The organism is Polaromonas sp. P1_F8, from assembly GCF_056405635.1.
The window spans coordinates 573,329-596,827 of record NZ_JBFUBS010000003.1; the positions used below are offsets into that span (position 1 = coordinate 573,329).

The 23,499-nt window shown below is 62.0% G+C and carries 26 protein-coding genes; 11 read left to right on the forward strand and 15 right to left on the reverse strand.

Annotated elements, in window-relative coordinates; all coding sequences use genetic code 11:
• Positions 1-93: 93 nt before the first annotated feature.
• A complete protein-coding gene (locus tag AC1D1J_RS14665) occupies positions 94-1,074 on the forward strand; it encodes a tripartite tricarboxylate transporter substrate binding protein BugE (protein ID WP_457278949.1) in 981 nt (326 codons plus the stop codon).
• A gap of 89 nt (positions 1,075-1,163) precedes the next feature.
• Complete coding sequence (gene xerD, locus AC1D1J_RS14670; RefSeq protein WP_477695051.1) at positions 1,164-2,066, forward strand: site-specific tyrosine recombinase XerD; 903 nt, start codon at positions 1,164-1,166, stop codon at positions 2,064-2,066.
• A 375-nt stretch (positions 2,067-2,441) separates the two neighbouring features.
• On the opposite strand, the gene AC1D1J_RS14675 is transcribed toward xerD, so the two are convergent.
• Both AC1D1J_RS14675 and AC1D1J_RS14680 read right to left on the reverse strand, forming a co-directional pair.
• The gene (locus tag AC1D1J_RS14675; protein ID WP_477695052.1) at positions 2,442-3,728 is read right to left on the reverse strand and encodes a class I SAM-dependent methyltransferase; all 1,287 of its coding nucleotides are present in this window, start codon (positions 3,726-3,728) and stop codon (positions 2,442-2,444) included.
• A 98-nt stretch (positions 3,729-3,826) separates the two neighbouring features.
• Complete coding sequence (locus AC1D1J_RS14680) at positions 3,827-4,639, reverse strand: ferritin-like domain-containing protein (RefSeq protein ID WP_477695053.1); 813 nt, start codon at positions 4,637-4,639, stop codon at positions 3,827-3,829.
• Between the two features lie 150 nt (positions 4,640-4,789).
• Between AC1D1J_RS14680 and AC1D1J_RS14685 the strand changes: the two genes are divergently transcribed.
• Positions 4,790-5,314 carry a gamma carbonic anhydrase family protein gene (locus AC1D1J_RS14685; RefSeq protein ID WP_477695054.1) on the forward strand — a complete coding sequence of 175 codons (525 nt, stop codon included), beginning with the start codon at positions 4,790-4,792 and terminating at the stop codon, positions 5,312-5,314.
• A gap of 161 nt (positions 5,315-5,475) precedes the next feature.
• The gene (hslO, locus tag AC1D1J_RS14690) at positions 5,476-6,444 is read left to right on the forward strand and encodes an Hsp33 family molecular chaperone HslO (protein WP_477646843.1); all 969 of its coding nucleotides are present in this window, start codon (positions 5,476-5,478) and stop codon (positions 6,442-6,444) included.
• Between the two features lie 32 nt (positions 6,445-6,476).
• Here the strand turns inward: hslO and AC1D1J_RS14695 are convergent, their stop codons facing one another.
• The 6 genes from AC1D1J_RS14695 to AC1D1J_RS14720 are packed head-to-tail and all read right to left on the reverse strand — an operon-like array spanning position 6,477 to position 11,498.
• A complete protein-coding gene (locus AC1D1J_RS14695; protein WP_477695055.1) occupies positions 6,477-6,977 on the reverse strand; it encodes a hypothetical protein in 501 nt (166 codons plus the stop codon).
• Positions 6,978-7,006: 29 nt separating this feature from the next.
• Positions 7,007-7,282 carry a septum formation initiator family protein gene (locus tag AC1D1J_RS14700; protein ID WP_477686771.1) on the reverse strand — a complete coding sequence of 92 codons (276 nt, stop codon included), beginning with the start codon at positions 7,280-7,282 and terminating at the stop codon, positions 7,007-7,009.
• A 14-nt stretch (positions 7,283-7,296) separates the two neighbouring features.
• Positions 7,297-8,580, reverse strand: coding sequence for a phosphopyruvate hydratase (eno, locus tag AC1D1J_RS14705; protein WP_477695056.1), 1,284 nt, complete (start codon positions 8,578-8,580; stop codon positions 7,297-7,299).
• Positions 8,581-8,607: 27 nt separating this feature from the next.
• Positions 8,608-8,913: a DUF1330 domain-containing protein gene (locus AC1D1J_RS14710; protein WP_457278940.1), complete on the reverse strand. Its 306-nt coding sequence runs from the start codon at positions 8,911-8,913 to the stop codon at positions 8,608-8,610.
• A 33-nt stretch (positions 8,914-8,946) separates the two neighbouring features.
• Complete coding sequence (gene kdsA, locus AC1D1J_RS14715; protein ID WP_477695057.1) at positions 8,947-9,804, reverse strand: 3-deoxy-8-phosphooctulonate synthase; 858 nt, start codon at positions 9,802-9,804, stop codon at positions 8,947-8,949.
• A gap of 2 nt (positions 9,805-9,806) precedes the next feature.
• Positions 9,807-11,498 carry a CTP synthase gene (locus AC1D1J_RS14720; protein WP_477695058.1) on the reverse strand — a complete coding sequence of 564 codons (1,692 nt, stop codon included), beginning with the start codon at positions 11,496-11,498 and terminating at the stop codon, positions 9,807-9,809.
• Between the two features lie 259 nt (positions 11,499-11,757).
• Between AC1D1J_RS14720 and coaBC the strand changes: the two genes are divergently transcribed.
• From coaBC to AC1D1J_RS14740, 4 genes are all read left to right on the forward strand, one after another.
• Positions 11,758-13,050: a bifunctional phosphopantothenoylcysteine decarboxylase/phosphopantothenate--cysteine ligase CoaBC gene (gene coaBC / locus AC1D1J_RS14725; RefSeq protein ID WP_477695059.1), complete on the forward strand. Its 1,293-nt coding sequence runs from the start codon at positions 11,758-11,760 to the stop codon at positions 13,048-13,050.
• A complete protein-coding gene (locus AC1D1J_RS14730) occupies positions 13,047-13,475 on the forward strand; it encodes a hypothetical protein (protein ID WP_477695060.1) in 429 nt (142 codons plus the stop codon). Before coaBC ends, AC1D1J_RS14730 begins: the two co-directional genes overlap by 4 nt.
• A gap of 3 nt (positions 13,476-13,478) precedes the next feature.
• Complete coding sequence (gene dut / locus AC1D1J_RS14735; protein ID WP_411886537.1) at positions 13,479-13,925, forward strand: dUTP diphosphatase; 447 nt, start codon at positions 13,479-13,481, stop codon at positions 13,923-13,925.
• A 233-nt stretch (positions 13,926-14,158) separates the two neighbouring features.
• A complete protein-coding gene (locus AC1D1J_RS14740; RefSeq protein WP_477646834.1) occupies positions 14,159-14,668 on the forward strand; it encodes an outer membrane lipoprotein in 510 nt (169 codons plus the stop codon).
• Positions 14,669-14,750: 82 nt separating this feature from the next.
• Here the strand turns inward: AC1D1J_RS14740 and AC1D1J_RS14745 are convergent, their stop codons facing one another.
• On the reverse strand, positions 14,751-15,275 hold the full coding sequence (locus AC1D1J_RS14745; protein WP_477686777.1) for an FKBP-type peptidyl-prolyl cis-trans isomerase: 525 nt from the start codon (positions 15,273-15,275) through the stop codon (positions 14,751-14,753).
• 14 nt (positions 15,276-15,289) lie between these two features.
• Here AC1D1J_RS14745 and AC1D1J_RS14750 point away from each other — a divergent pair, with 14 nt between their 5' ends.
• From AC1D1J_RS14750 to AC1D1J_RS14760, 3 genes are all read left to right on the forward strand, one after another.
• Complete coding sequence (locus AC1D1J_RS14750; RefSeq protein ID WP_477695061.1) at positions 15,290-16,522, forward strand: JmjC domain-containing protein; 1,233 nt, start codon at positions 15,290-15,292, stop codon at positions 16,520-16,522.
• 30 nt (positions 16,523-16,552) lie between these two features.
• Positions 16,553-17,068 carry a hypothetical protein gene (locus AC1D1J_RS14755; RefSeq protein ID WP_477686779.1) on the forward strand — a complete coding sequence of 172 codons (516 nt, stop codon included), beginning with the start codon at positions 16,553-16,555 and terminating at the stop codon, positions 17,066-17,068.
• A gap of 219 nt (positions 17,069-17,287) precedes the next feature.
• The gene (locus tag AC1D1J_RS14760; protein WP_477646831.1) at positions 17,288-17,524 is read left to right on the forward strand and encodes a hypothetical protein; all 237 of its coding nucleotides are present in this window, start codon (positions 17,288-17,290) and stop codon (positions 17,522-17,524) included.
• Positions 17,525-17,630: 106 nt separating this feature from the next.
• Here AC1D1J_RS14760 and AC1D1J_RS14765 read toward each other — a convergent pair whose 3' ends face one another.
• The 6 genes from AC1D1J_RS14765 to AC1D1J_RS14790 all read right to left on the reverse strand — a co-directional run bounded on the left by AC1D1J_RS14765 (position 17,631) and on the right by AC1D1J_RS14790 (position 23,455).
• The gene (locus AC1D1J_RS14765) at positions 17,631-18,404 is read right to left on the reverse strand and encodes an MBL fold metallo-hydrolase (protein ID WP_477686780.1); all 774 of its coding nucleotides are present in this window, start codon (positions 18,402-18,404) and stop codon (positions 17,631-17,633) included.
• A 48-nt stretch (positions 18,405-18,452) separates the two neighbouring features.
• Positions 18,453-19,598, reverse strand: a complete 1,146-nt coding sequence (gene bamC, locus AC1D1J_RS14770; RefSeq protein WP_477686781.1) for an outer membrane protein assembly factor BamC — start codon at positions 19,596-19,598, stop codon at positions 18,453-18,455.
• 31 nt (positions 19,599-19,629) lie between these two features.
• Positions 19,630-20,514, reverse strand: a complete 885-nt coding sequence (dapA, locus tag AC1D1J_RS14775; protein WP_457278927.1) for a 4-hydroxy-tetrahydrodipicolinate synthase — start codon at positions 20,512-20,514, stop codon at positions 19,630-19,632.
• Between the two features lie 105 nt (positions 20,515-20,619).
• A complete protein-coding gene (locus tag AC1D1J_RS14780) occupies positions 20,620-21,210 on the reverse strand; it encodes a class I SAM-dependent methyltransferase (protein WP_477695062.1) in 591 nt (196 codons plus the stop codon).
• A gap of 20 nt (positions 21,211-21,230) precedes the next feature.
• Positions 21,231-22,043, reverse strand: coding sequence for an SDR family oxidoreductase (locus tag AC1D1J_RS14785; RefSeq protein ID WP_477686783.1), 813 nt, complete (start codon positions 22,041-22,043; stop codon positions 21,231-21,233).
• 191 nt (positions 22,044-22,234) lie between these two features.
• Entirely contained in the window at positions 22,235-23,455 is a 1,221-nt protein-coding gene (locus AC1D1J_RS14790; protein ID WP_477686784.1) for an MFS transporter, read from the reverse strand.
• Between the last annotated feature and the right edge of the window lie 44 nt (positions 23,456-23,499).

Here is a 23,499-nt window from a genome sequence, read left to right on the forward strand (position 1 = left end):
AATCCCCCCGGGTTTGCCCTTATGCGTAATCCACAACTGCGGGGCATGAATGTTGCGATTACCATTTCTGCTGTTTTTATTGAAGGACTGAACATGCAACGTCGTTATCTGTTTGCCTATTCCGTGGTGTCCGCGCTTGCGCTGGGCGCCGCCGCAGGCCCCGCATTGGCACAGGGTTATCCCAACAAGGTGGTCAAGCTCGTGGTGCCGTTTGCACCCGGTGGCACCACTGATATCGTCGCCCGCGTCATCTCCGAGCCCCTGGGCAAGGCCTTGGGCCAGAGCGTGATCGTCGAAAACCGGGCCGGCGGCGGCGGCGTGGTGGGCGCACTCGAGACATCGCGCGCCGTTCCCGATGGTTATGCGCTGGGCGTGGCCACGGTGTCCACCACCGCGGCCAACCCGGCCATCAACCCCAAAATTCCGTACAACACGCTGACGGACTTCACGCCCATCATCAACATCGCCGCAACGCCCAACATCATTGCGGTTCACCCGAGCTTTCCGGCGCGCAACTACAAGGAGTTTGTAGCTGAGCTCAAAAAGAACCCCGGCAAGTATTCCTATTCATCCTCGGGCACCGGCGGCATCGGTCACCTGCAGATGGAGCTCTTCAAGAGCATGTCTGGTACCTTCGTGACGCACATTCCCTACCGCGGTGCAGGTCCGGCCCTGAACGACACCGTGGCCGGGCAGGTGCCCATGATTTTTGACAACCTTCCATCGGCCCTGCCGTTCATCCAGCAAAAGCGCCTGATCCCCATTGTGGTGGCCGCGCCCCAGCGCCTGGCTGTGCTGCCGGATGTACCCACTTTCAAGGAAGTCGGCCTGGAGCCTGTGAACCGCATGGCCTATTACGGCATCATCGGCCCGAAAGGCTTGCCAAAGGACGTGGTCGACAAGGTCAGCGCCGGGGTGAAGAAATCGCTGGAAGATCCGGCGATACGCAAACGGATCGAAGACACCGGTTCCCTGATCATTGCGAATACGCCCGAGCAGTTCACGGCGCAGATCAAGGCCGAATTTGATGTCTATAGAAAAGTGGTCGACTCGGCCAAGCTCAAGCTCGAATAGAACTTTGAAGCCGGGCTGACCGGAAGCAAAGCTACCCGTAAGCCGCCGCGCATTCAAATGTGCGGCGGCTTTTTTGTTATGGTCACCCCATGCAGCCAGAAAGCCAGTCCAGTATTGATGGGTTTATTGACGCCTTGTGGCTGGAAGACGGGCTGTCCAAAAACACCCTGGCGGCTTACCGCCGCGACTTGTCGCTCTACGCCGGATGGCTGGCTGCCAGGGAGCAGGGAGGGCGAAAACTTGACGAGACGGAGGAGGCCGATCTCAACCGCTACTTTTCGGCCCGGCACGCTGCGACCAAGGCAACATCCGCCAACCGGCGCCTGACGGTGTTCAAGCGCTATTTTCGCTGGGCATTACGCGAGCACCTGATTGCTGCAGACCCGACGCTCAAACTCCAGTCGGCAAAGCAGGCGCTTCGGGTGCCCAAAGTCATGAGCGAAGCCCAGGTTGAAGCATTGCTGGCCGCACCCGACGACGGCACGCCGCTGGGCCAGCGCGATCGCGCCATGCTGGAACTGTTGTACGCCAGCGGCCTGCGTGTGAGCGAGCTGGTGGGCCTCAAGACATTTCATGTGGGACTGAACGAAGGGGTGCTTCGCGTCATGGGCAAAGGCAGCAAGGAACGGCTGGTGCCCTTCGGCCAGGTGGCACGGGAATGGATTGTGAAATACCTGGCGGACGCCCGGCCGGCGATTCTGGGCGGGCAGCAGACCGACGACCTGTTTGTCACCGGCCACGGCAAGGGCATGAGCCGCGTGATGTTCTGGATGCTGGTGAAAAAATATGCGCGGCTTGCCGGCATCAGCTCGCCGCTGTCTCCGCACACCTTGCGCCATGCATTTGCCACGCATTTGCTGAACCACGGCGCCGACCTGCGCGCGGTGCAGATGCTTTTGGGGCATGCCGATATTTCCACCACAACGATTTACACCCATGTGGCGCGTGAACGGCTCAAAGCCTTGCATGCGCAACATCACCCGAGAGGCTAGAGATGTGGCCCCCACGGTCGCTCACTTCGTGTGGCTCCCGAGGCCTTGCAGGCCGCGGCTCGCGAGACGCTTCGCCTCTGTCGCCCGTCCAAGCCTGCGCAGGCAGGCTTGCAGCCGCGGGCTCCAGCCCCTCGGAGGCCGCCCGCCTGCGGTCTGGCAAAGCCAGTCCTGCGGCTCATGATTGGTTGAAGAATTCTGTGGGTACGACGAGCGATGGAGATATTCGCCAGCAGGGGCCGAGGGTCCGGCTTTGCCGGCCCCAGGCGCCGTCCCCTGCAAGGGGAAAAGGGCTACACGAAGTGAGCCCGATAGGGGTGTGCCGATTTTTCGGCTTTGCCGGCCCCAGGCGCCGCCCCCTGCAAGGGGGGGAACAGGCTACACAGAGTGAGCCTGGACGGGGGTGTACATGTAGTCCCGAGTGAACGGGTAGCTAGACTGGGCGCCGGTGACCGGTGTGTTGTGCACATCACCTGAGGGCTTGGCCGCCAGCATCTGGTGCAGCGAGATCCAGCCCTGTTCAAAGCTCATGGCGCTGCCCGCCAGGTATAGGCGGTAGGCTCGCAGAGTCTTCTCCGCGCGTTCGGCTCCGCCGTCTGTGGCCAGTACCTGGCGCGCATCGTCCAGCCTGGCCTCCAGGGCGTCCGACCAGTTCCACAGCGTGCGGGCGTAGTGCGGCCGCAGGTTCTCCGTGTCAACCATCTCCAGACCTGCACGTGACATGTGCTCCAGTACGGCGCTGACATGCATCAGCTCTCCGCCGGGGAAGATGTACTTCTCGATGAATTCGCCCATGCCGGCACCGAGCTGGCGATTCTCCAGGCCGCCGGCCGTGATGCCGTGGTTCATGACCAGCCCGCCCGGGGCCAGCAGGCGCATGATCTTCTGGAAGTAGCCCGTCATGTTGGCATGGCCCACATGTTCAAACATGCCGACAGACGATACCTTGTCGAAGGGCTGGTCTTCCGGCATGTCGCGGTAGTCGCGCAGCTCCATGCGCACGCGCCCCTCCAGGCCTTTTTCCTGAATCAGCCGCTGCACGTGCGTGTGCTGGTTTTTCGACAGGGTGATGCCGGTGGCGTCGACGCCGTAATGCTCGGCCGCCCACATCAGCAACGCGCCCCAGCCGGCACCTATGTCCAGGAAACGTTCGCCGGGCTTGAGCATGAGCTTGCGGCAGATGTGGTCGAGCTTGGCTTCCTGGGCCTGGGCCAATGTCATGGCGTTGTCGCTGTAGTAGGCGCATGAATACACCCGCCGGGGGTCGAGCCAGAGCGCATAGAAGGCGTCGGACACGTCATAGTGGAACTGGATTTGCGCTGCATCCCGGCTTTGGGTGTGGGCGGCCAGGGACTTGGCGCGATGCAGCAGGCCGGACCACCAGCCGGTGTCGCTTTGCACCGGGTTGCCGGGGAGCAGTTTGGTGACGGCGCGCATCACGTCGCGCATGGCGCCCTCGAGCTGGAGTTTGCCTTCGACGTAGTCCTCTGCCAAGGCGCCGATCTGGCCGGCCTTGAGGCGGGCGATGGAAGACCAGTGCGAAAACGCGAGCTTGACGGGGGCGTTAGGCTCTCCGAGACGCTGGCCCTGCGGCAGCTGCAAGGCGATGTCCGCGGGCAAGCCCGGCATTTGCGAAGGGATGTCTGGAACGAGATGCCGGATCATGCGCAAACTCCTTTTCAAGAGTTTTGCAGTCTAGCGCTGTTCGAAAATCCCTGCCGTGACTGTATGTGTAGGAATTCGCCGCGTCCTGGAGTCTGTTCCTAGACCAGAAGCGCCAGTTCCACCTCGTCAAAACCAGCCCGCCGGCGGGCGTCCAGGTTCAGCGGGCCCTTCAGGCGAGGCGCCCCATACTGCCTGGCCAGCACCGGATAGGTCGCCACCGGGTCCAGCCCCCGCTGGGCGCACAGGTGGCGATACCAGTGGTTGCCGATGGCGACGTGGCCGATCTCGTCGGCGAGGATGATGTCCAGGATGTCGACGGCCCGAAGCGCTTCGGGAGAACCGACCTTGCGCAGTTTCGCCTGCATGGGCGGGGTGGCGTCCAGGCCGCGGGCCTCCAGGGTGCGCGGCACCAGCGCCATGCGCGCCAGCACATCGCCTTCGGTTTTGGCGGTCATGTCCCATAGCCCTGTGTGCGATGGGAAATCGCCGTAGTCGTAACCCATGGCCTTTAGATGGGCGCGCAGCAGGCTGAAATGGCGGGCTTCTTCGGCGGCTACCTGCAGCCAGTCAAGGTAATAGGCCCGCGGCATGCCGGCAAAACGCCAGATGGCGTCCAGGGCGAGGTTGATCGCGTTGAACTCAATATGGGTGACGGCGTGGAGCAGAGCCGCCAATCCTTCGTGGGTGAAAGGTGAACGCTTGGGGACGTCGAGGTGGGACCGCAGCTCGGGCCGTTCCGGGCAACCGGGCACGCCAGGCAGCGCCGGAATTTGCAGCTCAGATGCTATCAAAATAGTAGCTGCTTGCGCCCGTGCCTGTTGGATCAGAAGCACTTTTTGTTCCGGATTTGTGGCGAGCAGGGCCTGCAGCGCTTGCTGGCGCAGTTCTGCGGGGGCCGGTAGATCCGTCATGAATCCATTGTCGTTGATACCTCGGGGATGTCCGGATCGACTGCCGGCGGCTTGCGCTGGATGGCAGGGGGATGCTTCCTTACAATCAGTACACGGCTGCCACGCTCTTTTCTGCCTGTGGCCTTTTGCTTTAATTTTGAGTGAGGACGCATGGCTATTTACCAATTGGACAAGCTGACCCCCAGCGTTCCCGCCTCTGCCTGGGTGGCTGACAACGCCCAGGTGATTGGCGATGTGCGGCTTGGCGAAGACTGCAGCGTCTGGTTTGGCGTGGTGATCCGGGGCGACACTGAAACCATCACGGTGGGCCGGGGCACCAATGTCCAGGACAACAGCGTGCTGCATGCCGACATGGGCGTGCCCCTCACCCTCGGGGAAGATGTCACGGTGGGCCACCAGGTCATGCTGCACGGCTGTACCATCGGCGATGGCTCGCTGATCGGCATTCAGGCGGTTGTGCTCAATCACGCAAAGATCGGCAAGAACTGTCTGGTAGGCGCGGGCTCCGTGGTCACCGAAGGCAAGGAATTCCCGGACGGCTCCCTGATCATCGGCAGCCCGGCCAAAGCGGTGCGGCAGCTTTCCCCCGAGCAGATCGAGGGTTTAAAAATGATCGCGAAGCACTATATAGAAAATGCCCAGCGCTATAAGGCCGGGCTAAAGAAAATCGCCTGAATACTCAAGAATGACCAAACTACCCAATACATGCAGAGCGCTAACGTCAGGGCTCCCCTTCCAGCTGGGGCCGCGGAACTGGCTTCGCCAGGCCGCAGGCGCAGCGGCCCCCTCGGGGGGCAGGGAGCTACACGAAGTGAGCGACCGTGGGGGCCTGTTTAATGTCTGAGTTGCATAAATTCATCTTTGAAGGCCTGCCGGTGCGCGGCATGCTGGTTCGCCTGACCGACTCCTGGCAGGAAATCCTCAAGCGCAGACAGGCGGCCGGCGGCTACCCGGCCGAGGTCATGCAGCTGCTGGGAGAAATGACCGCCGCAGGTGCACTGATGCAGAGCAACATCAAGTTCAACGGTGCGCTCATTCTCCAAATCTTCGGCGACGGCCCGGTCAAACTGGCCGTGGCCGAGGTTCAGCCCGACCTGAGCTTGCGCGCCACCGCCACGGTGACGGGTACGGTCGATGCGGGCAGCTCACTGAGCCAGCTGGTCAACGTGAGCAACCAGGGGCGCTGCGCGATCACGCTGGACCCCAAGGACAAGTTGCCGGGACAGCAGGCTTATCAGGGTGTGGTGCCGCTTTTTGGCGATCAGCGCGAGAAGATTGAGAACCTGGCGGAAGTGCTTGAGCATTACATGCTGCAAAGTGAGCAGCTCGACACCAAACTGATTCTGGCAGCCGACGGCAAGGTGGCTACCGGCCTGCTGATCCAGCGGCTGCCGGTCAAAGGCCAGGGGAACCTTGAAGGCCAGATTGATCGGGACGCCAATGAAGACCAGATCGGCGTCAATGAAGACTACAAACGTATTGCCATGCTGGCCGGCACGCTCAAGCGCGAAGAGCTTTTAACCCTCGATGCCGACACGATCCTGCGTCGCCTTTTCTGGGAAGAGCAGGTCACCCGGTTTGAACCCGCCACCCCCAGTTTTGCCTGCAGCTGTTCGCGCGACCGTGTGGGCAACATGCTGCGCAGTCTGGGTACAGACGAAATCGAAAGCATCATTTCCGAACGCGGCAAGGTCGCGGTTGGGTGCGAATTTTGCGGCGCACAGTATGAATTTGACCCGGTGGATGCGGCGCAGCTTTTCACCAGCCAGACCAACCAGCAGCCACCCACGTCCACCGTGCAATAGTTTCGTGGGCCGCGCTGCGGCAGGGCAATGCCTCAAGCGGTTGCTGCAGCGCGCTCCGCCAGCAGGTCGCTGAGCAGGCGGTGCTCACAAGCAGGATCGCTGCACTTTTCGCAGACCCACACCCAGGCCTTCCTGCTTTTTTGGGGGCTTGGTGTCGCGCCGGGCGTGCTTCGGGTGAAAGTCGGGGCACGGGGCCGCAGGCTTTGCGCAGCCTCCAGCGCCCGGGCAAGGCGCTGCTCTGCGGTTCCGTACATGACGCGATAGGGAATGCCCGCGTGCGACAGGGCTGCACGAATCGACTGGTCGGCGCTGTGTTGATGTTGCCGGCGTTCATCGGCCGTTGTGGTCGCCTGCGCTTCTTCCAGTCCCATGAGCAGCGTCAGCCCAAAGCTGGGGAGGTCGGCAGGAAGGGACGCGGCATCGGTCACGGCTACGGTGGCTTCGTGCCCCGAGATTTTCAGGGCGCAGTCCAGCGCAGCGGCAAGCTGCCTCTTTCCGGTAAGTGGGGCGCCGGTAACGGCAATTTTCAGCACGGACACTTTCGCAGGCTGGATACCAGGGCTTACTTGGTCACCTGCACGAAGATTTCATTCGGCTTGACCATTCCGAGCTCGATCCGGGCTTTTTCTTCGACCATTTCGAGGCCTTCCTTGAGATCCCGGACTTCTGCTGAAAGCTGGTCATTGGCGGCCTGTGCCTGGGTGTTTTTGGCTAGCTGTTCGGTCAGCCGGTGCTGCATGTCGCGCACGCTGGGAATGCTGCCCCGGCCGATCCAGAGTTGCGCGTGGAATATGGCCAGGAGCGCAATCAGGATGGCGGGGACGAGTCGGGTTCCCACGTGCAGGCAGGCCTTTAGCGGAGATTGTAAAAGGCCGCGCGGCCTGGGTAGGACGCGATGTCGCCCAGGTCTTCTTCGATGCGCAGCAGCTGGTTGTACTTGGCCATGCGGTCCGAACGCGAGAGCGAGCCCGTCTTGATCTGGCCGGCATTGGTGCCCACGGCGATGTCGGCGATGGTGGAGTCTTCGGTTTCGCCCGAGCGGTGGCTGATGACGGCGGTGTAGCCGGCGCGTTTGGCCATCTCGATGGCGGCAAAGGTCTCGGTCAGCGTGCCGATCTGGTTGATCTTGATCAGGATGGAGTTGGCAATCTGCTTGTCGATGCCTTCCTTGAGGATCTTGGTGTTGGTGACAAACAGGTCGTCGCCGACCAGTTGCACTTTTTTACCCAGGCGTTCGGTCAGGGTCTTCCAGCCGTCCCAGTCGCCTTCGGCCATGCCGTCTTCGATGCTGATGATGGGGTATTTGTCGACCCAGGTGGCCAGGATGTTGGTCCATTCGGTCGCGTCCAGGCTCAGGCCTTCGGCACCCAGGACGTATTTGCCGTCCTTGTAAAACTCCGATGCCGCGCAATCGAGGCCCAGGGCAATTTGCTCACCGGCCACATAACCGGCGGCGTCGATGGCCTCCAGGATCATCTGGATCGCGGCTTCATGGTTGGCCACATTGGGTGCAAAGCCGCCTTCGTCGCCGACGGCCACGCTCATGCCCTTGTCGTGCAGAATTTTCTTGAGGGCATGGAAGACTTCGGCACCGTAACGCACGGCTTCGCGAAAGCTGGGCGCGCCGACAGGAATGATCATCAGCTCCTGCAGGTCCAGGTTGTTGTTGGCGTGCGCACCGCCGTTGACCACGTTCATCATGGGAACGGGCATCTGCATGGCGCCGCTGCCACCGAAATAACGATACAGGGGCAGGCCGGCTTCTTCAGCCGCCGCGCGTGCCACGGCCATGCTGACAGCCAGCGTGGCGTTGGCGCCCAGGCGCGATTTGTTGTCGGTGCCGTCCAGGTCGATCAGCGTGCGGTCCAGGAAGGCCTGTTCGCTGGCGTCCAGGCCCAGCACGGCTTCGGAGATTTCGGTGTTGATGTGTTCGACGGCCTTGAGCACGCCCTTGCCGAGGTAGCGCGACTTGTCGCCGTCGCGCAGCTCGATGGCTTCACGCGAACCGGTGGACGCGCCCGAAGGCACTGCAGCACGGCCCATGACGCCGGATTCCAGCAGCACGTCGCACTCAACGGTAGGGTTGCCACGGCTGTCGAGAATTTCGCGGCCGACGATATCAACAATTGCGCTCATTAGGTTCCTTTTTTTGTAGAGAGGGGATCAGACCGGGGCGGCAACGCCTTCGACCAGGACCATATTGAAAAACTCGGTGGCGCCAGCACGCTTGGCACGTGCGGCGCGGTACATTTCGTCGTCATAAAAGGCCTTGGCCTTTTCATAACTGGGAAAGCGCAGCATGGCGACGCGTGCAGGTTGCCAGGTGCCTTCCAGCGCCTCAAACTTGCCACCACGCACCAGGTATTCGCCCCCAGCGGCCGCAACCGCGGCGGGCGCGGCCGCCATGTACTGCTTGTACTGCTCGGGGTCGGTGATCTTCATGTCGACAATGATGTAGGCGAATGTCATGGCTTGTGTAGGCTTCTGGGATGGAGTGTTGGCTCAGGCGCTGAAGTTGTTTTCGAGGAAGCCGTTTTTCTTGGTGACACGATCCAGCTCGAGCAGTGTTTCCAGCAGCGCCTTCATGTGCTTGAGTGGCACAGCGTTGGGACCGTCGCACAGGGCTTTGGCCGGGTCTGGATGGGTTTCCATGAACAGGCCAGAGACGCCGACGGCCACTGCGGCACGCGCCAGCACCGGCACCATCTCGCGTACGCCGCCGCTGCTGGTGCCTTGGCCGCCGGGCAGTTGCACCGAGTGGGTCGCGTCAAATACGACCGGCGCGTTGGTCTCTCGCATGATGGCCAGGCTGCGCATATCGCTGACCAGATTGTTGTAGCCAAAGCTGGCCCCGCGTTCGCAGGCCATGAAGTTGTCTTCCGGCAGACCGGCTGCCTTGACGGCCGCGCGCGCCTTGGTGATGACGTTCTTCATGTCGCCCGGGGCCATAAATTGGCCCTTCTTGATATTGACCGGCAGGCCGGACAGTGCGACGGCGTGGATAAAGTCGGTCTGGCGGCAGAGCAGGGCCGGTGTTTGCAGCACATCGACGACCTTGGCGACCTGGGCGATCTGGTCTTCGGAGTGGATGTCGGTCAGCACCGGTACACCAATTTCCTTTTTGACCTTGGCCAGAATCTCCAGTCCTTTTTCTGTGCCCAGTCCGCGAAAGGCCGTCTCGCTGGTGCGATTGGCCTTGTCAAAACTGCTTTTGAAGATGAAGTGAATACCCAGCGAGGAAGTGATTTCCTTCAGCGTGCCGGCAGTGTCCATCTGCAATTGCTCTGACTCCACCACACAGGGGCCGGCGATGAGGAAGAAGGGCTGGTTCAGGCCAATGTCGAATCCGCAGAGTTTCATGGTCAGGCTACCGCCTTGAGAGGCTTGGCGGCAGCTTTCGGGTCCTGGCCTGCCGTGGCGCGCTGCTGGAGTACGGCTGCGATATAGGCATTGAACAGCGGGTGGCCGTCCCAGGGCGTGGACTTGAACTCGGGGTGGAACTGCACGCCGACAAACCAGGGATGGACGTCTTGCGGCAATTCGACGATCTCGGTAAGTTGCTCGCGCTGCGTCAGCGCGGAGATGACCAGGCCCGACGCACGCAGGGCATCAAGGTAGTTGACGTTGGCTTCATAGCGGTGGCGATGGCGCTCTGTCACCACGTCACCATAAATCTTGTGGGCCAGTGTGCCGGCCGCGACGTCCGAGCTTTGCGCGCCCAGGCGCATGGTGCCGCCCAGGTCGGATTTGGCATTGCGTGTCTTGATGGTGCCGTCGGCGTCTTTCCACTCGGTGATGAGCGCGATCACCGGGTGCGGGGTGGCGGGGTCGAACTCGGTGCTGTTGGCGTCCTTGAGGCCGGCAACGTGGCGCGCGAATTCGATGGTCGCTACCTGCATGCCCAGGCAGATGCCCAGGTAGGGCATCTTTTGCTCACGGGCGAAGCGGGCCGCGCAGATCTTGCCTTCGACGCCGCGAATGCCGAAACCGCCGGGCACCAGGATGCCGTCAAAGCGGGCCAGGCGCGAGACGTTGTCCGGCGTGATGGTTTCGGAGTCGACATACTCGATGACCACCTTGGCATGATTTTTCATGCCGGCGTGGCGCAGGGCTTCGTTGAGCGACTTGTAGCTGTCGGAGAGGTCGACATACTTGCCGACCATGGCGATGTGCACTTCGGTCTGCGGATGCTCGGTCTCGTAGACCAGGTCGTCCCAGCGCTTGAGGTTGGCCGGCGGTGTGTTGAGGCGCAGCTTGTCGCAGATCAGGCCGTCCAGGCCCTGTTCGTGCAGCATGCGGGGCACTTTGTAAATGGTATCGACGTCCCACATCGAGATTACGCCCCACTCGGGAACGTTGGAGAAAAGCGAGATTTTTTCGCGTTCTTCGTTGGGAATGCGGCGGTCGGCACGACAGAGCAGCACGTCGGCCTGGATGCCGATTTCACGCAACTGCTTGGCGGTATGCTGGGTCGGCTTGGTTTTGAGTTCGCCGGCGGCAGCGATCCAGGGCACGTAGCTCAGGTGCACGAAGGCGGTGTTGTTGGCGCCCAGGCGCAGGCTCATCTGGCGCACGGCTTCCAGGAAGGGCAGGGACTCGATGTCGCCGACGGTGCCGCCGATTTCGACGATGGCCACGTCGACCGCATCAGCCGTTTCGTAGCCGGCGCCGCGCTTGACGAATTCCTGAATTTCGTTGGTCACGTGCGGGATGACCTGCACGGTCTTGCCCAGGTAGTCGCCACGGCGCTCTTTCTCAAGCACGCTTTTGTAGATCTGGCCGGTGGTGAAGTTGTTGGCCTTGCGCATGCGCGTTTCGATGAAACGCTCATAGTGGCCGAGATCCAGGTCGGTTTCTGCGCCATCGTCGGTCACAAAAACTTCGCCATGCTGAAAGGGCGACATGGTGCCCGGATCCACATTGAGGTAGGGATCGAGCTTGATTAAAGTGACTTTGAGGCCTCGCGATTCGAGGATCGCAGCTAAGGAGGCTGAGGCGATTCCCTTGCCCAGGGAAGACACCACACCGCCGGTGACGAAGACAAATTTGGTCATGTCAGGTACGAACCGCAAGTTCGTAGAGGTGGTAAACGGAGATTATACGGGTTGCCCGCCGGGTTACCTCTTGCAGGGGATACTGAATTTCAGCCCAAAGCTGTTCGGGCTTGCACGGTGGCTCGCAGCCCACCTAAAGCTGGCCGGTGTTGACCAAGCAAGCAGAGGCCGCAGGCGCAGCGGCCCCCTCGGGGGGCAGCGCATTACGCGAAGCGAAAAGCGTGGGGGCCTTTCCTCCAACTGAGATACATTGCGGAACATGACGAATCAAGTGAATCCCATGGGAAACGGCCCGGATGGCAATGAAGCCCTGGACCTGGCCGGCAAACACATCGTGCTGGGCCTGTCGGGCGGCATTGCCTGCTACAAGGCCGCTGAACTGTGCCGGGCGCTGATCAAGGCGGGTGCCACGGTGCAGGTGGTCATGACCGAGGCGGCCGAGCAGTTCATCACGCCTGTCACCATGCAGGCCCTGAGCGGACGGCCGGTCTACACCAGCCAGTGGGACAGCCGTGAAGCGAACAACATGGCGCACATCAACCTGTCGCGTGAATCCGATGCGATCCTGGTTGCGCCCATGAGCGCCGATTTCATGGCCAAGCTGCTTCATGGGCGTGCCGACGACCTGCTGAGCCTGATGTGCCTGGCCCGGCCCATCGACAAGGTTCCGCTGCTGGTGGCGCCGGCCATGAACCGTGAGATGTATGCGCACCCGGCGACCCAGCGCAATTTTGTGCAGCTGGCCGGTGATGGCGCCACGGTGCTGGGCGTGGGCAGTGGTTTCCAGGCTTGCGGCGAGACCGGCGACGGACGCATGCTGGAGCCTGAGCAGATCCTCGAAGACCTGACTGCCTTCTTTGCGCCCAAGGTGCTGGCTGGGCAGCGTGTGCTGGTCACGGCCGGCCCGACCTATGAGGCCATAGATCCCGTGCGCGGCATCACCAACCTGTCGAGCGGGAAAATGGGTTTTGCCATTGCGCGGGCAGCGCACGAAGCAGGGGCAGAGGTCACTCTTGTTGCGGGTCCGGTCGGCCTGCCCACGCCACGCGGGGTCAATCGCGTTGACGTCAAATCTGCGCAGAATATGCTTGAAGCCGTTACAGAACGTGCGCAAGCAGCTACTATTTTTATAGCAACGGCAGCCGTCGCCGACTGGCGGCCGGCAGCGCCTTCAACGCAGAAAATCAAGAAAGACGGCACCGGCCAGACGCCGCAGCTGGTGTTTACCGAAAACACGGACATCCTGGCCACCATCGCCCAGTCACCCGCCGCCCAGGCCGGCCGGTTATTTTGCGTGGGCTTTGCGGCTGAAAGCCATGACCTGGCCGACAACGCAGAGGCCAAGCGCCTGCGCAAAAAAGTGCCGCTGCTGGTCGGAAACATCGGCCCCGACACTTTCGGGCAGGACCACAATGCGTTGTTGCTGGTAGATGCGGAGGGCAGCACCGCGCTGCCCCGCGCATCCAAGCTCTCGCTGGCGCGCAGGCTGGTGCAGGAGATTGCCGCCCGCATGGCGGCCGGGCCATCTCACGGAAGGGCGGCTGCACCATGAATCATCCCTCGGACACACCGCCTGACGGTGATTTCGCCAGCTATGTGGAGCGCCTGAGGGGGGCCAATGCTGCAGCGGGCGTGCGTGAGGATTTGCTCAAACCCCAGGTGAGTGGTTCCGCCAACGCCCGGTTTTCAGCGAGTTCGGGCACGCCTTCGGTGAAGGCGGCGCTGGCACCTTTGGCCGGCATGTCCTTCCTCAGTCATGTCAAATGGGTGGTGGTTTTGTGGATCGCCACCCAGGCGTTCTCCGAAGTGCTGCCCGGTGCGGGCTTTCTGTTTCTGCCCGCGCTGCTGGTCTATGGGGCCTGGGTGCTCTTCAAGGCCAACCGCAATTCCTCGGGTGCGCTGGTCCAGCGGCTGCGCGAGCTCGCCCGGCAGGCCGCCGAAGAGGCGCAAAAAAATCAACAACCGAAGAAAAAGTAATTCATGCTCATCGACGTCAAGATTCTCGACCCCCGACTTCAGGGCAACCTTCCCGCCTACGCCACACCCGGCAGTGCCGGCCTGGACCTGCGCGCCTGCCTGGAGGCGCCCCTGACGCTGGCCGCCAACGCGTGGCAACTGGTGCCGACCGGCATTGCGATCTACCTGCACAACCCCGGCTATGCCGCGCTCATCCTGCCGCGCTCGGGGCTGGGCCACAAGCATGGCATCGTGCTGGGCAACCTCGTCGGCCTGATCGACAGTGATTACCAGGGGCAGCTGATGGTCAGCGCCTGGAATCGCAGCGACGTGCCCTTCACCATCGAGCCGATGGAGCGGATTGCCCAGCTGATGATCGTGCCCGTGGTGCAGGCGCAGTTCAATGTAGTGGCGGAATTTCCCGCCAGTGAGCGGGGCGAAGGCGGGTACGGATCTACGGGCAAAGCCTGACCGCCTGAACGGCTGGCGCGCTGGCGGGCAAAAGGCGTCAGGGGAGGGTGTTTTCCTACAACCCCTGCGACACGGCTCCCACGCCGCGACAGCTCTAATCCCCACCTTGTATTTGCTGCGGCGTGCCCTTAATGGGTCATGGGAGTCTCCGCGCTCCTGGTATCGGCTTCTCGCTAGCGTGAAGCCGATGGCAGGGACCGGGGAGCTCATGAACTTATTAACAGGAGAGACTCATGCAAAACACATTCCGCTTTATTTCCTCGGCTTCCGCTGTGCTGGCACTGGTGGGCCTTGCCGCCTGCGCGCCCATGAGCCCGAGCGGCGATTCGTCCTATCCGGCCACCACCTCAACCTATCCCGCTTCTTCGTCCTACCCTGCCAATCAGCAGAATGCTTACGTTGAGTACGGACGGGTTATCAATGTGGAAGCCATCCAGACTACGGAAAAAGGCCGCGGCTCAGGCGTCGGTGCTGTCCTGGGCGGTGTGGCGGGTGCTGTGGTGGGTCACCAGATCGGTGGCGGCAGCGGCAAGGATGCGGCAACCGTGGTGGGTGCAGTGGGCGGTGCGGTGGCCGGTAACGCCATTGAAAAGAACCGCAACGCGACCATTCGTGAGAGCTATCGCGTCTCCGTGCAACTGGACAATGGCAGCTCGCGTGCCTACGACGTGCCCAGCTATGGCAACCTTCGCGTGGGAGACCGCGTGAAGATTGAGAACGGCCAGATCAACCGGATCATGTAAAGCTGCGGTTCATCCGCATTTGAAGAGCCGGCTACTCCCGCAGGGGATGGCCAGCTTTTTTACGCCTGGAATTGCACGCGTCTCAGTGCAGCGTGCCGCTTCCCGGTGTGATCGGTTCGAGTTTGAAAAAACCGGTGCCAAGCGATCCCTGGCCGATTTCCTCTTCGCTGGCTTCGCGCACGGCTTCAACCCTGAGGTTCAACCGGATGGCGATGCCCGCAAGGGGATGGTTGCCATCGAGTACGACGTGATCGGGGTAGATCTCGGTCACCGTGTAAATATGATCATGAGGCGCTTGCCCGCTGCTTCCTGGCGGAAGGGCCATGCCGTCGAAGGTCATGCCTTCTTCCAGTTCGGCGGGAAAAATCTTGCGGGGTTCGAGGAAAACCAGGTTCTCGTCGTAGTCACCGAAGGCGTTTTCGGGCTCAAGGTGCAGCTCAAGCTTCTCTCCGGCTTCATGGCCTTGCAGTGCCTCCTCGATCTTCGCGAGGAGGTCATCGCCGCCGAGTAAAAACTCGATGGGTTCGTCCAGCTCGTCCAGCACATCGCCCAGAGTGTCTTTCAGCGTCCATGTCAGGGCTACGACGCATTGCGGGGTGATTTTCATCCGACAATTGTCCCATGGATGTAAATCAATCTCTAGAGCTCCTCGCCGGCCTGAGCCCGGCGCAATTCATGCGCCGGCACTGGCAAAAAAAGCCGCTTCTCATCCGCCAGGCGCTGCCGGGGCTGCAACCTGTGCTCAGCCGCGCAGCACTGTTCAGGCTCGCGGCGCGTGAGCAAGTCGAGTCCCGGCTGATCGTCCAGCAGCCCAAGGGATGGCGGATGAAACAGGGGCCTTTTGCCGCGCGAAGCCTCCCGCCGCTGGGCCAGAAAGCCTGGACCTTGCTGGTGCAGGGGGTGGACCTGCATGACGCCGGCGCGCATGCGCTGTTGCAGAAGTTCCGCTTTGTGCCCGACGCCCGGCTCGACGACCTGATGATTTCGTTTGCCACGCCCGGCGGCGGCGTTGGGCCGCACTTTGACAGCTATGACGTGTTCCTGTTGCAGGCCAGCGGCCGGCGGCGCTGGAAGGTCGGTCGGCAGAAAGACCTGATGCTGCAGGAAGGCGTACCGCTGAAAATCCTCCAGAATTTTGTTCCTGAAGAAGAGTTTGTGCTGGAAGCGGGCGACATGCTCTACCTGCCTCCGCGCTATGCCCACGACGGCATTGCCGAAGCGTCGGTGCAGGGCGACGGGAAACCGGCAGACTGCATGACGTATTCCATTGGGTTCAGGGCGCCTGCGCAGGGCGAGCTGGCCGCGGAACTGCTGCATCGTCTGGCCGAATTCACGGAGGACGACAGCCATGACGGCGACGAATCTGCTGCGGGCGAAGTGGGCCGCCGCCAGGCTCCGCCCCGCTTGTACCGTGATGCGGGCCAGCTGGCCACCCCCACGCCGGCGGCCATGCCGGTAGAGCTCACCGCCTTTGCCGGCCAGGCGGTTCTGGACGCGTTGAAAGATCCCCTGGCCGTGGCTTGCGCTCTGGGCGAATATATGACCGAACCCAAGCCCTCGGTATGGTTCGACGAGGCGGAGGGCGAGTGGGATGCCGATGCGGCGCGGCAGGGGAGTGCCGGCGTGCATCTCGACACACGCACGCGGATGATGTATGACAGCGACCATGTGTTTATCAATGGCGAAAGTTATCGCGCCAAAGGCGCCGATGCTGCCCTGATGCACCGTCTGGCCGATCAGCGCAGCCTGGCCCCCCGGGAGCTGCGCAAGGCTGGCGCATCGGCCATCGCGCTGCTGGGCGACTGGCATGACGCGGGCTGGCTGCGGCAGACGCTGCCTGCACGAGACGACTGACCTGCTTGCCAAACAGCCTGGAGACGTTTTATGGATACGGAAAAAACCAGTTCTGCCCTGCCGCCCGCCTTGCTGGAAGGCCGGTTTACCGGCCGCAGCGATTTCACAGAGTTGATCAGGCAGTCGCTTTCAGCGGCAGCCGCACAGGGTTGGCGCGAAATCATCGTGTGCGATCCCGATTTCGAAGACTGGCCCCTGGGAGAACGTGCAGTCGTTCAGGCGCTGAATGATTGGTCCATGACGGGCCGGAAATTCACGATGCTGGCCAAAAACTACGATGAAGTGGTCAGGCGGCACGCCCGGTTCGTCACCTGGCGGCGTACCTGGGCGCACATTGTGGAATGCCGCGCTAATACATCGGGTGCAGCGGACGATATGCCCAGCGCCTTGCTCGGCCCCGGCTGGGTCTTTGAGCGGCTGGATGTGCAGCGCTGCACTGGCATTGCCGGCTCTGAGGTTGCCAGGCGGGTGGCGTTGAGGGAGCGAGTCAATGAGCGTTTGCTGAAAAGTTCGCCGTCGTTCCCCGCCACTACGCTGGGGCTTTGAGGCGGGCATTTTTGCGTCTGAGGGCGCTACAGGCCTGTAAAGGCTGGCTTAGGGTTTTCCGGCTTGCGTTCCCATTTGTAATATCCGGCATATAATTTAAAGCTGGGTAGAAAGAGCTCGAGTCCTTTCCCCGGTCAAAAATAACTTGAATTCCGGTTTGGGTTTTCTTTTGGCAATTTCCGGAAATTGTTTTCTTAAATATCATCAAGGATCGTAAAAATGAACAAGTCACTCGTTTTGGCAGCTATCGTTGCCGCTGTTGCTCTGGCTGCTTGCGGCAAGAAAGAAGAAGCTCCAGCACCGGCACCAGCTCCAGTTGCTGCACCAGCTCCAGCTCCTGCTGCTGACGCATCGGCTCCTGCCGCTGCCGCATCCGCACCAGCATCGGCACCTGCTGCTGACGCCGCTGCCGCTGCAGCCGCTGCTACCGCCGCTCCAGCCAGCGCTGCGAAGTAAATCTTCAGCGAGTCGAAAAAAGCCGCCGTGAGGCGGCTTTTTTTATGGGCGCTTGTTTGCCGCCATGGCCGGCATGCACCCGCGCTGCAGGGTCCACGACGCTTTTTCAGATATGGATCCAGCGTGTGCCGACGTCGGGCCTGGCCACAATGATGTCTTCCGCGTCCCAACCCACGGCTGCGGCTATCAGCTCTTGCACCAGCTCCGGCCGGTTGTTTTGCGCGCTGAGATGGGCTGCCACCAGGTGGCGTAGCCCGTGATGCATGACGCCGCGGGCGACATCCGCAGCGGCCGTATTGGAGAGATGTCCATATTGACCGCCTACACGCCGCTTCAGGAACGCGGGGTAGGACGATTGGGCGAGCATGTCGGAATCGTGGTTGCACTCCAGCATCAGGGCATTGCAGCCGTCCAGGTGTTCCAGGACATGCGAAGTGGCATGACCGAGATCAGTGAGGATGCCCAGCTTTGCCGATCCGTCGGTGCAGCTCAGTTGCAGAGGTTCCCGGGCGTCGTGGGGCACCGTAAAAGGCGTCAGCTGCATGCCGCCGAGGTCAATGGCCTTCCCGTCGCGCGCCTTGTGCAGTAGCCCGTCAAAATCCGGTGCCCCTATGCCTGCGTGGGTGCCATGGCTCATCCAGACCGGGATCCGGTAGCGAAGCGACAGTGACCGGGCGCAGCCGATGTGGTCACCGTGCTCATGGGTGATGAACACGGCATGGATGTCTTCGGGTTGCAGGCCCGCCTCACCGAGCCTGTAGAGCAGGTGCTTGAGCCCCAGCCCGCAGTCGACAAGAATGCGAAGCGGCGTGATTCCCGACGCTTCAACCAGTGTGGCATTGCCTGAACTGCCACTGCCCAGGCTTTTGAACCTCAACACACCGGTATGGAATCGTCAGTCGGGATGAACAGGGTCACGAACCGGGATTTACCTCAGATCGTCGGCAATCACCTGGATGATGCGCTGGGCATTGGCCGACGCTTCAGGCGCACCCTGGGCATTGAGAACCGACACCGTGGTGCTTTCACCCTGGCTCTTGACGGCGATGCGGTACTTCAACGGCGGCACAGCGGCTGGCGAGCCGCTGAACAGCTTGCTGAAGAAGCCGGGCTCGGTTTTGTTCACGATAGGCTCGACGTAGCGCACGAAGTAGGTCCCCTGGCTGCGGTCGCGGTCTTCAACCGTGAAGCCGGTGCGGTCCAGCGCCAGGCCGACGCGGCGCCATGCACGTTCAAAGCCCTCGTCGATCTGCACGACGGGCTGGCTGTTGACAGTGGCGATCCGCGAGGTTTGTTTGTTCGCACCGGCGGCCACCAGGGCCTTCGATTGCTCTTGCGTGACACCCAGCTTGACCATCAGGCGGCGCAGGAATTCGGCTTCCAGTTCCGGGTCGGCAGGGCGGGGTTGCCACATGGTGCTGTCGCCGCCGGAAGAGCCGGCCTTGACGCCCGTCAGCACCTCGACCATGCCGCGGTGGCTGACATAGATTTCCGTGCCGCCATCAGCGCGGCGCTCCAGCCGTGTGCGGAATTTGTCGCGCTCACCGGTGGAGTACAGGCTGTCGAATACTTTGCCGATGGTGTTGCGGATGAAATCCTGCGGGAGCTTGGCGCGGTTTTCAGCGTAATCGGTTTCCATGATGCCGAGGTTTTCCTGATCCTGGGACAGCAGGAAGCCGCTCTCCAGCCAGAAATCACGCACGGGTGTCCAGAGCTTGTCTGCCGGCCGGTTCACCACCAGCCAGCGCTGGGTACCTGCGCGCTCGATGCGAACGTCGCCCACGGTCACTGCGGCTGTCTGCACGGCCTGGGTTGGCTGGCCCACCTGGTAGCTGCTGGCGGACACCGCGGTGCCGGGCACCACATAACGGGTTTCGCGGCTCAGTTGTGTCAGGTCGGGAGGGACCGCCAGGGAAGGAGCTTTGGCGCCGCTGCTTTTGTAGTCGACGCGTTCGCCTTCCATCACATCCCTGATGGAGGAGCAGCCGGCGAGCAGACCGAGGGCAACCAGTGCAGACACGGTTGCGGCGCTCCGGGCTTTGGAAAATGCAGGATGTGTTGGCAATATCTTCACTTGGGTTCCCTTAAAAATCAGATCAGGCAAATCAGACCAGGCCGCAGATGCGCAGGGCGCTTTCCACGGCGGCTTCGTTCGATGTTTCCAGCGGCGTCATCGGCAGGCGCAGTGTGCCGCCGCAAAGGCCCATCCGGGCCATGGCCCACTTGACGGGAATGGGGTTGGCTTCGACAAACAGGTTTCGATGCAGCGGCAGCAATTTAAGTTGCAGCTCCATGGCGCGGCGGGCATCGCCGGCCACGGCGGCCACGCACAGCTCGTGCATGAGGCGGGGCGCTACGTTGGCTGTCACGCTGACATTGCCCTGGCCGCCGCAAAGCATCAGCGCTACGGCGGTCGGGTCGTCGCCTGAATACACGGCAAAGCCCTTGGGCACTTCCTTGATCAGCCACTGGGCGCGCTCGATGTTGCCGGTGGCTTCCTTGATGCCGACAATGCCGGGCACCTGGGCCAGGCGCAGCACGGTGGCGTGCGCCATATCGGCGACGGTGCGGCCGGGCACGTTGTAAAGCACGGTGGGGAGGTCGCCAACCGCTTCCGCAATCGCCTTGAAGTGCCGGTACTGGCCTTCCTGGGTGGGCTTGTTGTAATAGGGAACGACCTGCAACTGGCAGTCCGCGCCGACGCCTTTGGCAAATTTGGCAAGCTCAATGGCTTCGGCCGTTGAGTTGGCGCCGCAGCCGGCCATGATCGGCACGCGCTTTTTGGCCTGCTCAACCGACACCCGGATGATTTCGCAATGTTCTTCGACATTGACGGTTGGGGATTCGCCGGTTGTGCCGACCACACCGATGCAGTCGGTCCCTTCGGCAATGTGCCAGTCAACCAGCTTGCGCAGGGTGGGGTAATCTACGCTGCCGTCTTCGTGCAAGGGCGTTGCCAATGCAACGATGCTGCCAGTAATGGGTTTCATGCTCTGCTTGTAAACGTTCGCGGCCATGCAGGTATCTGGGGTGTTCCGGCCTGAACAGCTTCAAGCCGGCCCCGGAAAAGGCCAATCCTGCATTCTACCCAGAGCCTAGGTCAGTCTATAGCGGGGTGGACCCCCCTCTGCGGTATGAAGGGGGGCGGATAAACCCGCAGTCGCGGCTGATTCGCGGACGGCGGTGATGCGCTGGACAAAGCGCGGCGGACGCTCCTCAAAACCCTCCTCGAAGGCCACCACCTTCAGGCCCTGGCAGACCTGCAGCAATTCACCGGGACGCAGCAAAAAGTCGGGGCGCGAGGGTTTGCCTACCGTTTCATTGCCCTGCGTAAAAGTTTCGTAAATCAGCACGCCACCCGGCGCCAGGCTGGCCAGTAGCGTGGGCAGGAGCGGCCGCCACAGGTAATTGGTGACGATGACCGCCTCAAACTGTCGTCCTTCAAAGGGCCAGGGGCCTTCCTCAATGTCGGCCACCATGGCTTCAACGGTTTGGGTTGAGCGCGCTGGAAGGGTGGTTGCTATAAATTCGATAGCTGCTTGCGCACGATCCACAAGGGCCAGAGGGTGATTTCGTTCATAAAACCAGCGGGCATGGCGGCCGTAGCCGCAGGCCACGTCCAGCACCACGCCACGCTCTGGCACCAGGTGCGACCAGCGCTGCACCCAGGCGGAGGGCGGTTCCATGCCGTGCGTATTGTTCTCCATCAGTAGGGTTTTACGTCATCTTTGAGCGCTGCCAGCGCCATCGCTTCAACCCGGCCGGGTGCGATCAGCTTGAGCCAGCGGCCCAGCTTGCCCTTGGCCGTCATGACGACTTCGCGGTCGCGGCGCTCCATACCCTGCACGATCAGCCGTGCGCATTCTTCCACGCTCATGGCGTCGTCTTCTTTCAGGCCGCTGGCACCGGCTGCCTCACCGGCCGCGTTGAAGCCGCGGTAGCGGATGCGGGTGGCCACCACGCCCGGATAGGCCGTTGTTACGCTGACGCCGGCCGTTTTCAGCTCGGCGCGCAATGCCTCGAAGAAGCCCGTCATGGCGAATTTGGTGGCGCTGTAGGCGGTGCGGCCCGGCACGCCGATCAGGCCTGCCAGGCTGGAGACAGCCACGATGCTGCCGTGGCGCACTTTTAAGTAAGGCAGGGCGGCATGGGTGCACCAGACGCTGCCCCAGAGGTTGATGCGCATCAACTGTTCGTACCAGGCCAGGTCCTGGGCCTTGACGTCTTCAAAAAGGGCTTGCGCCGACATGCCTGCGTTGTTGATCAAGGCATCGATTTGCCCGAACCGTCCGATGGCGGCGGCCACCAGCTGGCGGCATTGGTCTTCTTGCGATACATCGGTTTTGACGGCCAGGGTCAACGCCCCATGGGCAACGCATTGGCCCGCAACCTCATTGAGCAGTGCTTCATTGCGCGCGGCCAGCACCAGCGCCACGCCGGCGCCGTGGGTTTTGGCCAATTGCCGCGCCATTTCAGCGCCTATGCCGTCAGAGGCTCCGGTAATTACTATTGTTTTCATAGCTGCTTGCGCCCGTCCTGATTGGGCCGCAGCCCAAAACACACATAAAACCCCTGGGAAGGGCCTTGCGCTAGAAGCAGGCCCAGACCTGGTTGGCGAGTGTGAACAGGAAATCCGGCCGTGTGTAGAGGGCAAACACCCCCAGCGACGCGATGATCGCAAGCGCCCACAGGCCGATTCTTTTTGCCATGTCAGGCCCCTTGGGGCACGGCCGCGCGTGCAATCGGTGATTCACGCACCGGCAGGTTCACCAGCGCGGCAAACACGCCCAATGCAATCGCGATGTACCAGACGATGTCGTAGCTGCCCGTGCGGTCATATAAGTAGCCGCCCAGCCAGACGCCCAGGAAGGAGCCGATCTGGTGGCTGAAGAAGATAAAGCCGCCCAGCATCGACAAGTGCTGGATGCCGAAGATCTGCGCCACGACGGCGTTGGTCGGCGGGATGGTCGACAGCCACAGCAGGCCCATCAGGCTGGCAAAGATGTAAACGCTCAGGGGGCTGAGCGGCGCCGCCAGGAACACGGCGATCACGATGGCGCGGGATAAATAAATCGTCGCCAGGATCTTGCGCTTGGCAATTTTCTGGCCCAGCGAGCCCGCAATATAGGTGCCGAACACATTAAAGAGGCCGATCAGCGCCAGCGCATAACTGGCCACCTGGGGAGACAGGCCCTTGTCCTTGAGGTAGCTGGGCATGTGCACGCCGATGAACACCACCTGGAAGCCGCAGACAAAATAGCCCGCCATCAATAATTGAAAGCTCGGGTACTTGAAGGCTTCGCGCAGCGCCTGGACAATGGTCTGCTCGCGTTTGGCAGGCTGCCCGCCGGTAAAACCGCCTTCGCGCAGGCCCAATGCCAGCGGCGCAATCAGCAGCACCGCGCCGCTCAGCACCAGCAAAGCCTCTTTCCAGCCCAGGCTGCTGATCAGCAAACCTTCGGTCGGCACCATCAGGAACTGGCCGAATGAGCCCGCCGCCGCGGCCACGCCCATGGCCCACGAGCGTTTGTCGGCCGAAATATTGCGCCCGATCACGCCGTAAATCACGGCATACGTGGTTCCGGCCTGTGCGGCGCCAATCAGCACGCCGGCTGTCAGGGTGAACAGGAAACCGGTGGGCGACAAGGCCATGCCCACCAGGCCCAGCCCGTACAGCAGGGCACCGCCCACGATCACGCGGAAGGCGCCAAAGCGGTCGGCGGCCATGCCGGCGAAGATGCCGAACACCCCCCAGGACAGGTTTTGCACCGCCAGCGCAAAGGCAAAAGTCTCGCGCGTCCAGCCCTGCGCCTGGGTGATGGGCTGCAGCCAGAGGCCAAAACCATGACGAATGCCCATGGACAGCGTGACGATGGTGGCGCCGCAGATCAGCACCTGCAGCATGGAGAGTTTTTTGGTTTCGGTGGTCATGGACGGGCCGCCGCAAGCGGCGAAAAAAGAAAGGTCTGGAGCGG

Excerpts from the sequence above, each read along its gene's own strand:
- AC1D1J_RS14675 (WP_477695052.1), bottom strand. The coding sequence starts at position 3,728 with ATGATCCGGCATCTCGTTCCAGACATCCCTTCGCAAATGCCGGGCTTG.
- AC1D1J_RS14750 (WP_477695061.1), top strand. The coding sequence starts at position 15,290 with ATGGATGTAAATCAATCTCTAGAGCTCCTCGCCGGCCTGAGCCCGGCG.
- AC1D1J_RS14790 (WP_477686784.1), bottom strand. The coding sequence starts at position 23,455 with ATGACCACCGAAACCAAAAAACTCTCCATGCTGCAGGTGCTGATCTGC.
- xerD (WP_477695051.1), top strand. The coding sequence starts at position 1,164 with ATGCAGCCAGAAAGCCAGTCCAGTATTGATGGGTTTATTGACGCCTTG.
- AC1D1J_RS14780 (WP_477695062.1), bottom strand. The coding sequence starts at position 21,210 with ATGGAACCGCCCTCCGCCTGGGTGCAGCGCTGGTCGCACCTGGTGCCA.
- AC1D1J_RS14745 (WP_477686777.1), bottom strand. The coding sequence starts at position 15,275 with ATGAAAATCACCCCGCAATGCGTCGTAGCCCTGACATGGACGCTGAAA.
- AC1D1J_RS14740 (WP_477646834.1), top strand. The coding sequence starts at position 14,159 with ATGCAAAACACATTCCGCTTTATTTCCTCGGCTTCCGCTGTGCTGGCA.
- eno (WP_477695056.1), bottom strand. The coding sequence starts at position 8,580 with ATGAGCGCAATTGTTGATATCGTCGGCCGCGAAATTCTCGACAGCCGT.
- AC1D1J_RS14665 (WP_457278949.1), top strand. The coding sequence starts at position 94 with ATGCAACGTCGTTATCTGTTTGCCTATTCCGTGGTGTCCGCGCTTGCG.
- kdsA (WP_477695057.1), bottom strand. The coding sequence starts at position 9,804 with ATGAAACTCTGCGGATTCGACATTGGCCTGAACCAGCCCTTCTTCCTC.
- dapA (WP_457278927.1), bottom strand. The coding sequence starts at position 20,514 with ATGAAACCCATTACTGGCAGCATCGTTGCATTGGCAACGCCCTTGCAC.
- AC1D1J_RS14755 (WP_477686779.1), top strand. The coding sequence starts at position 16,553 with ATGGATACGGAAAAAACCAGTTCTGCCCTGCCGCCCGCCTTGCTGGAA.
- AC1D1J_RS14685 (WP_477695054.1), top strand. The coding sequence starts at position 4,790 with ATGGCTATTTACCAATTGGACAAGCTGACCCCCAGCGTTCCCGCCTCT.
- coaBC (WP_477695059.1), top strand. The coding sequence starts at position 11,758 with ATGACGAATCAAGTGAATCCCATGGGAAACGGCCCGGATGGCAATGAA.
- AC1D1J_RS14785 (WP_477686783.1), bottom strand. The coding sequence starts at position 22,043 with ATGAAAACAATAGTAATTACCGGAGCCTCTGACGGCATAGGCGCTGAA.
- AC1D1J_RS14730 (WP_477695060.1), top strand. The coding sequence starts at position 13,047 with ATGAATCATCCCTCGGACACACCGCCTGACGGTGATTTCGCCAGCTAT.
- AC1D1J_RS14710 (WP_457278940.1), bottom strand. The coding sequence starts at position 8,913 with ATGACATTCGCCTACATCATTGTCGACATGAAGATCACCGACCCCGAG.
- hslO (WP_477646843.1), top strand. The coding sequence starts at position 5,476 with ATGTCTGAGTTGCATAAATTCATCTTTGAAGGCCTGCCGGTGCGCGGC.
- AC1D1J_RS14760 (WP_477646831.1), top strand. The coding sequence starts at position 17,288 with ATGAACAAGTCACTCGTTTTGGCAGCTATCGTTGCCGCTGTTGCTCTG.
- dut (WP_411886537.1), top strand. The coding sequence starts at position 13,479 with ATGCTCATCGACGTCAAGATTCTCGACCCCCGACTTCAGGGCAACCTT.
- AC1D1J_RS14680 (WP_477695053.1), bottom strand. The coding sequence starts at position 4,639 with ATGACGGATCTACCGGCCCCCGCAGAACTGCGCCAGCAAGCGCTGCAG.
- AC1D1J_RS14720 (WP_477695058.1), bottom strand. The coding sequence starts at position 11,498 with ATGACCAAATTTGTCTTCGTCACCGGCGGTGTGGTGTCTTCCCTGGGC.